We start from the raw sequence: 6,356 nt of genomic DNA, 5'->3' as shown, positions 1-6,356 counted from the left end.
CAGTTCAAGAACTGTATTTTCTACAGCTCCATCAACTTGACTGATATAAATTCTATTTGGTAGATTATTTCCTTGTCGAACCTCTTCTAGTAAGCCCACCTCTCTTAATTCTTTCTTCACTTTAATGATTGTTTTTTCACTGCTATTTAAATCAATCATTAATTGCTCATTTGTATAATATTGAAAAACATTTCCCTTTCTGTCATGCCAGCCATTTTTTATCGATAGCTCAAGCCTACCAAACAGTAACATATACATTAGTTTTGCATTGTTACTAAGTTTTTTATATTTTTCATCATAAATAAATGGTTTAGGGAATTTAAAGAAAGCTAGAAAGCCTGCTACTTCAGATTTTTTAATCATTTATTGTACCTCCATATTTGTAAATTTTGTAAATTCTTTGTGGAAGAATAATTTGACGGTACCTAATCCCCCATGACGGTTCTTTTCAAAGATCACTTCTGTCACATTATCATCTTCCTCTTGTCTCTCACAACGGTAATAAGAATCTCGGTAAAGAAATGCTACAATATCAGCATCTTGTTCAATTGATCCTGATTCACGAAGATCTGACAGAACTGGCCTTTTGTCATTACGTTGTTCTACTCCACGAGAAAGTTGGCTAAGTGCAATTACTGGCACTTTTAATTCCTTGGCTAAAATCTTTAATTGTCTAGAGATCTCAGATACTTCTTGCTGTCTATTTTCTTTTCCTCTGCCAGTAATCAACTGTAAATAATCAATAACAATCAAACCTAACTCTCCTGTTGTTTGAGCTAATTTCTTTGATCGTGCTCGGATGTCAGAAATTCTGATGCCAGCGGTATCATCAATATAGAGTTGAGCCTTTGATAACTGTTCCTGTGCTAAGAGCATCCGTCTCCACTCACTGTCAGATAACTTTCCTGTCCTGATGTGATAGGATGGAATCACTCCTTCAGCGGATAGCATCCGTTCTACCAGGCTCTCTGCCCCCATTTCCAGTGAGAAGATAGCTACTGGTTTACCCGCTCGTATTGCGACATTCTGTGCAATATTTAGAGCAAACGCTGTTTTACCCATAGCAGGTCTGGCTGCCAAAATAATTAAGTTGTCTTCGTGTAGTCCTGTTGTTATTTTGTCAAAATCGGTAAAACCTGTAGCAAGGCCAGTAACATCTCCAACGTGCTTAGATCGTTCATCAATTCGAATATTAGTGGAATCCAATACATCCATGATGTTTCTAAAACCTGAGTATTGATTGGCACTTACCGATGTCAGTGTATTTTCAAGTCTTACTATGACATCATCTAAATCTTGGTGATCTTCATATACTTTTTCAAGTGCTTTACCTAGATCATTGATGACCTCTCTTGCTTTAGCTTTTTCGGCCACAATCTTTGCATAATGTTCAATGTGAGCACTAGTGGGAACTGAATTTATCAAACTAGCAAGAAAAGCCATTCCACCAATACGCTCAAACTCTCCAATAGAGTCAAGTGCTGATTTTACAGATACAGGGTCAATTGGTTCCCCCTTATCTGCCAAATCTTCCATAATATTGAAGATAATACCGTGAGATAACTTATAAAAACTTTCCTGTGTAAGAAATTCTGATGCGATAAAGATTTTTTCTGGGTCAACGAAAATTGATCCAAGTACCGCCTGTTCAGCTAGTATGTCGTGAGGCAGGATATTTGTCTTTTCTGCCATTTTATCGCTCCTTATCTACGATATTCAAAACGCATTGCTTGCCGGGCTTCTTCGATTTGTTGTTTTTCCTTGAGTAACTTTTTTAATTCCCGTTTCGACTCTTTGCATCGTTGGCTAATTGCACTTACCATGATCGCCTCAAATAACACCACGATTACCAATACACCAATAATAATTTCATTTAACATTTTCTGATCTCCATTTCTTGTTATATTCATCTAAATCAATTGCTAATACTGCTGCCAAATTCTTTTGTTCAGTTAGTATTTGCCTTTTGTAGGGTGCCAAACCTGCATCTCGTTCTTCCTTTGTTTTTGGCAAGAAATACCCATTTGGTTTTTCTTTTTTTGCAACAACAGGATGTCCAAAATTCACTTTAAGGCTCTCAATAATGATTTCTAATTTTCGTTTATCTAAATTAAATCGCCTTTGTAGCTCTTTTGCTTGAATTGGTAATTCAAATGATGCATTTTGTAATATTGCGTTTAGCACTTGTGTTTCTATTAGAGTCATTTCTCTAGAAACTGCCATTTTTATCTCCTTTGCTATCTAAATAACGATATTACTTTGAATGAATTGATCTAATTCATTCTTGTCAATTCGTTTTGTTCCATCAATTTGATAAAGATTCAATCCCATTTTGATCCATTTTCTGATGGTATTTGAACTGCAATCTGCATAGTGCGCTGCACTTTCTAGTGACAACCAACGTTTCTCTGATATCTCCTGGTCTAAGAATTCAGTGAAAGATTCTTTAAATTGAACTCGAACCACTGATCTTATTCCATTTTCAAATTCTTCACTTAGAACATTCATTGTTATCTCCAATTTGTGTTATACTATTAGTAGTTTCTTTTCTAGAGCGCCTAACCTCGTTAGGTGCCTTTTTTATATTTCTTAATCCTCGAATTTTTCCCATGATTCGTTAATCCGTAACTTTTTGTTAATTCGTAGTTTCAGATCATCGCTACCTTTTCCTTCTTTAAAAAGTTGAGTTATTGTAGCTGGACTTACACCGACGACGGTCGCTAAGTCTGATCGTGACCACCCTCTTTTTTCGAGAGCTTCCTCTACTAATGAATTCCATCGTTTATGTTGTTGGCTCATCATATCGGCCCCTTTCTGCTTTTTTTGTAAAACAGTAAAAGAATTAGTCAAAAACTTTATAAAATTCCTTGACATTTTTTAAAATTAATTCTAAAATTAAGGCATAGTTAAAAGACATCTTAAAACCTTTATCTATAATGAATCTCGCTCGCCAAAGCTGTCATTTTTTGAAAAAGTTTTTATATGTTGTTTTGCTAACTCTTTTACTTTACAAAAACTATTTTAAAACTAATTCTAATTTTTGTCAATAGTTTTTAGAATTAATTTTAAATATTTTTTGTCGTATCTTAGAAAGGTTGATATATCAATGTTTTCGACGTTCGATAAAATTAAAGAACTTTGCCAAAAGCAAGGAATTTCTCTTAATCAATTAGAAGATAAACTAAATTTTAGTACAAATTATCTTTATAGTATGAAAAAGGGAAATCCGAAAGCTGATAATCTCCAAAAAATTGCTGATTATTTTAATGTGTCTATCGACTACCTATTAGGGCGCACTGATAATCCAAAAATCGCAACAGACGGTGATGCTTCTGCACCGCTTGACCTTCGAGACATTGCTGCGCAATCTATGTTGTTCGATGGTAAACCACTTACTGAAGAAGATATTGATTTTATTACAGCAGTCTTGGAGGCACACTTAAAAAATAAATAGAGGTGCATTTATATGACTGTAAAAGAGCTTTGTGCCCTTGAGGGTGTAAGCTTATGCTACTTTGATGGAAGCGAATGGCATAGCCCAGGCTTCTTTAATCCAGCATTGAAGGTTCTTGCAATTGATATTAATCTATCAGAGCAAGATCAAAAACAAGTAGCCCTACATGAATTGGGCCATAAAGAACATACTCCAGTCCAGTATGAGGTAAATAGGGAGTTGTGTGAACTTCAAGCTGATCGTAGCATGATTCATCATTTATTAGAAGAAGAATTAAAAACTATGGATGATGTGTCAGAATTTAATTACATCCATTTTATGGAACGGTATAATTTAAAAACCATCGCTAACGAAACGATGGTAATAGATGAATATAAATCTTTAATTAATTAAAAGGGGAATTATTATGGGATTTTTTGATAATGTTAAACAAGAAAGTTCTTTTTCTGAAGCTTCAGGAGCAACTGGATTAAACTATGTTGTGCTTCAAGTAACACTTAAAGAAAAGTTATTTGGTACTGGATCTGGAAACCTCACTGAACTTGAAAATGTGATTAACAAACAAGTTGCCAAAGGATACCGACTCCATACCATTAGTACAGCTAACGGGGGCAGCAAGGGCCTAGGTGGAGGAGATCGCATCCAGGCTACAATGGTGTTTGAAAAAATTATTTAGTGCTTGGTTGAAAATCAAAAGTATCAGAAACTAGAAAAGGATTTAAAATGAGTAATTCAGACGAGCTTATTAATGGGCTATCTTTCGAAGAAAAATTAACTAATCTAAATATTATCCATCCAGAAAGTGGGCTTCCAATGTCTACTGTTACAACTTTAGATGAGTTTCCTGGTTCTTTTTATTTGGGAGTAGATGTAGACTTATTCAATATTAAGGCAGATCATAAATACCAGATTAGAGTGTATATCAAGTATGAAGGCTCTTTAACAAACTCAATTCTTATACATGCTTCAAACGTAGTAATACCATCTGAGAACTTCACTTATTTCAATCATGGTTTAGGAATAGCAAATGGCCAATTTGTTTTTTCAATGACTCCAGAAAAACCAGGTAATTATCAATTGATTTTTGAATTTCATGACTATGATACTATACCAAAAATCCTTGATATACAAACTCGATATCTGTATATTATTAAGAGGTAATGGAAATGGAAAACACTAGTGAATTTCAGCCAAGAAAGAAAAAAATCACTTCTATTAGCGGCGACTCTGCTTTAAATCGTGATATAATTGAAGCAAAGGAGTTGGAGAAAATGGGAATGCCAAATGATACTTATTCAAAAAGAGAGATTGATGATAAATTCAACAAACTTGAAGCAAAAATTGAAAACTTGTATACTAAAAACGAAATAGATTTAAAATTCGAGAATCTGGAACAAAAAAATAAGTTCTGGTTTTGAAAATATGACACTGCGTATGGAAAATCTCCTTTTAGAATTTAAGGCAGATAGTAAAAAAGAGCAGGAATCTAATAAAAAATGGTTGATAGGGATAGCGATATCAATCATCGGTCTGTTAGTAACTATAATTTTAAAATTTTTCTAAAAAAATCCCCACACTCTCCTTCGCCAAAAATTGAGTGTGAGGAACACAGTATAAGAAAAGCCATTCAAAAGGTCTTTTTCTTATACCCATTTTAACAATAAATGAGGTAAAAATCAATGATCAAAAAATATAAAAAAGGTGATGGTTTCGCCTACTATTTTAAAGCCTATCATGGAATTGATCCTTTGACTGGCAAAAAGATTGTGACTCTTAGGCGTGGTTTTAAAACTGAACGTGAAGCTAGACTTGCTGAAGCTAAGTGTTTGGCTGATTATGAGAAGAAAACCTTTAGAACCAGAAATACAACTACTACTTTCAAACAAGTATATGAAACTTGGAAAGAGCATTATAGAAATACAGTTAAAGAATCTACCTATGTTAGCCAAATTGACAAAGCAGACAGACTTATTATCCCTCATTTTGGAGATAAGCCCATAAATAAAATTACTCTATCTATGTGCCAAGCTCAAGTCAATAAATGGGCTGAGGATTATAAGAGATTTTTTGGTATCATCAGCATTGCTAATCAGATATTTGATTATGCAATATCTATGGAATTAATTGATAGCAATCCAATGAGAAAGACTCTTAAGCCAAAAAGAAAAAAGAAAGATAAAGAAGAGCTTGAACAATTCTATAATAAAGAAGAGCTGAAAACTTTTTTCGAAATGGTCCAGGAACTTGATGACATAGAAATGCTCACTTTCTTCCGTCTGTTGGCTTTCACAGGAATGAGGAAGAATGAGGTTGGTGCATTAAGATGGACTGATATTGATTTAGAGAGCGGACAACTAAAAGTTAATCAAACACTAGCTAAGGGAGAAAACAATAAAATCATATTTCAAACTCCAAAAACGAAAAAAAGCCAGCGAACAATATCGCTGGATCCAAAGACTATTAATATTTTGAAAGATTGGCACAAATACAGTACAAAAGGCTTATTATTTAAAAATGAATTAGGCAGCCCTAAAAGTATTGTGCATGTCAATAACTTGCTGAATCGAGTGTGGAGGAGGTATCCTGATTTCAAGCGTATCACTCCTCACGGATTCAGACATACTCATTGTTCCCTATTGTTCGAGGCTGGAGCAACGATCAAAGAGGTCCAGGAACGACTAGGACATGAAAATATACAGACAACGATGGACATATATGCTCACGTCACCCAAAAAGCAAAAAATGAAGTTGCTGACAAATTTGCTTCCTACATTGGTTTTTAGAATATGGGTATCACCGTGGGTATCAAAACAAAAAAACAGGCTCTCCGAATATATCGGAAAGCCTTATTTTATGCTATTTAAAGCAATTATTTTGCGATTGGGTAAACAGAAACTTGTTT

The 6,356-nt window shown here is 34.3% G+C and carries 12 protein-coding genes; 6 read left to right on the top strand and 6 right to left on the bottom strand.

What is annotated here, in order from left to right:
- From HMPREF2904_RS01230 to HMPREF2904_RS01210, 6 genes are all read right to left on the bottom strand, one after another.
- A partial coding sequence (locus tag HMPREF2904_RS01230; protein ID WP_176744596.1) for a replication initiator protein A occupies positions 1 to 363 on the bottom strand: 363 nt, incomplete at its 3' end.
- Positions 364 to 1,692 (bottom strand): replicative DNA helicase, encoded by a 1,329-nt coding sequence (gene dnaB, locus HMPREF2904_RS01225; protein ID WP_070659523.1) that lies wholly within the window; start codon positions 1,690 to 1,692, stop codon positions 364 to 366. It abuts the gene before it with no gap.
- A gap of 11 nt (positions 1,693 to 1,703) precedes the next feature.
- A complete protein-coding gene (locus tag HMPREF2904_RS11680) occupies positions 1,704 to 1,880 on the bottom strand; it encodes a hypothetical protein (protein WP_176744595.1) in 177 nt (58 codons plus the stop codon).
- Complete coding sequence (locus HMPREF2904_RS01220) at positions 1,870 to 2,223, bottom strand: hypothetical protein (protein WP_070659521.1); 354 nt, start codon at positions 2,221 to 2,223, stop codon at positions 1,870 to 1,872. Before HMPREF2904_RS01220 ends, HMPREF2904_RS11680 begins: the two co-directional genes overlap by 11 nt.
- An 18-nt stretch (positions 2,224 to 2,241) precedes the next feature.
- Positions 2,242 to 2,508, bottom strand: coding sequence for a helix-turn-helix domain-containing protein (locus HMPREF2904_RS01215; RefSeq protein ID WP_070659520.1), 267 nt, complete (start codon positions 2,506 to 2,508; stop codon positions 2,242 to 2,244).
- An 81-nt stretch (positions 2,509 to 2,589) separates the two neighbouring features.
- Entirely contained in the window at positions 2,590 to 2,799 is a 210-nt protein-coding gene (locus tag HMPREF2904_RS01210) for a helix-turn-helix domain-containing protein (RefSeq protein ID WP_070659525.1), read from the bottom strand.
- 307 nt (positions 2,800 to 3,106) lie between these two features.
- Here HMPREF2904_RS01210 and HMPREF2904_RS01205 point away from each other — a divergent pair, with 307 nt between their 5' ends.
- The 6 genes from HMPREF2904_RS01205 (at position 3,107) to HMPREF2904_RS01180 (ending at position 6,237) form a co-directional block, all read left to right on the top strand.
- Positions 3,107 to 3,454, top strand: a complete 348-nt coding sequence (locus HMPREF2904_RS01205) for a helix-turn-helix domain-containing protein (RefSeq protein ID WP_070659518.1) — start codon at positions 3,107 to 3,109, stop codon at positions 3,452 to 3,454.
- A gap of 12 nt (positions 3,455 to 3,466) precedes the next feature.
- A complete protein-coding gene (locus tag HMPREF2904_RS01200) occupies positions 3,467 to 3,847 on the top strand; it encodes an ImmA/IrrE family metallo-endopeptidase (protein ID WP_070659516.1) in 381 nt (126 codons plus the stop codon).
- 13 nt (positions 3,848 to 3,860) lie between these two features.
- On the top strand, positions 3,861 to 4,130 hold the full coding sequence (locus HMPREF2904_RS01195; protein WP_070659514.1) for a DUF4177 domain-containing protein: 270 nt from the start codon (positions 3,861 to 3,863) through the stop codon (positions 4,128 to 4,130).
- Between the two features lie 47 nt (positions 4,131 to 4,177).
- Entirely contained in the window at positions 4,178 to 4,615 is a 438-nt protein-coding gene (locus HMPREF2904_RS01190; protein ID WP_070659512.1) for a hypothetical protein, read from the top strand.
- 5 nt (positions 4,616 to 4,620) lie between these two features.
- Positions 4,621 to 4,872, top strand: a complete 252-nt coding sequence (locus tag HMPREF2904_RS01185) for a hypothetical protein (RefSeq protein WP_141751179.1) — start codon at positions 4,621 to 4,623, stop codon at positions 4,870 to 4,872.
- A 261-nt stretch (positions 4,873 to 5,133) separates the two neighbouring features.
- On the top strand, positions 5,134 to 6,237 hold the full coding sequence (locus HMPREF2904_RS01180; RefSeq protein ID WP_070659508.1) for a site-specific integrase: 1,104 nt from the start codon (positions 5,134 to 5,136) through the stop codon (positions 6,235 to 6,237).
- The last annotated feature ends 119 nt before the right edge of the window (positions 6,238 to 6,356 follow it).

It is taken from the genome of Streptococcus sp. HMSC072G04 (genome assembly GCF_001813295.1).
GTDB lineage: Bacteria > Bacillota > Bacilli > Lactobacillales > Streptococcaceae > Streptococcus.
Note: the sequence above shows the minus strand (reverse complement) of the source record. Positions and strands in the feature narration are given on the sequence as shown.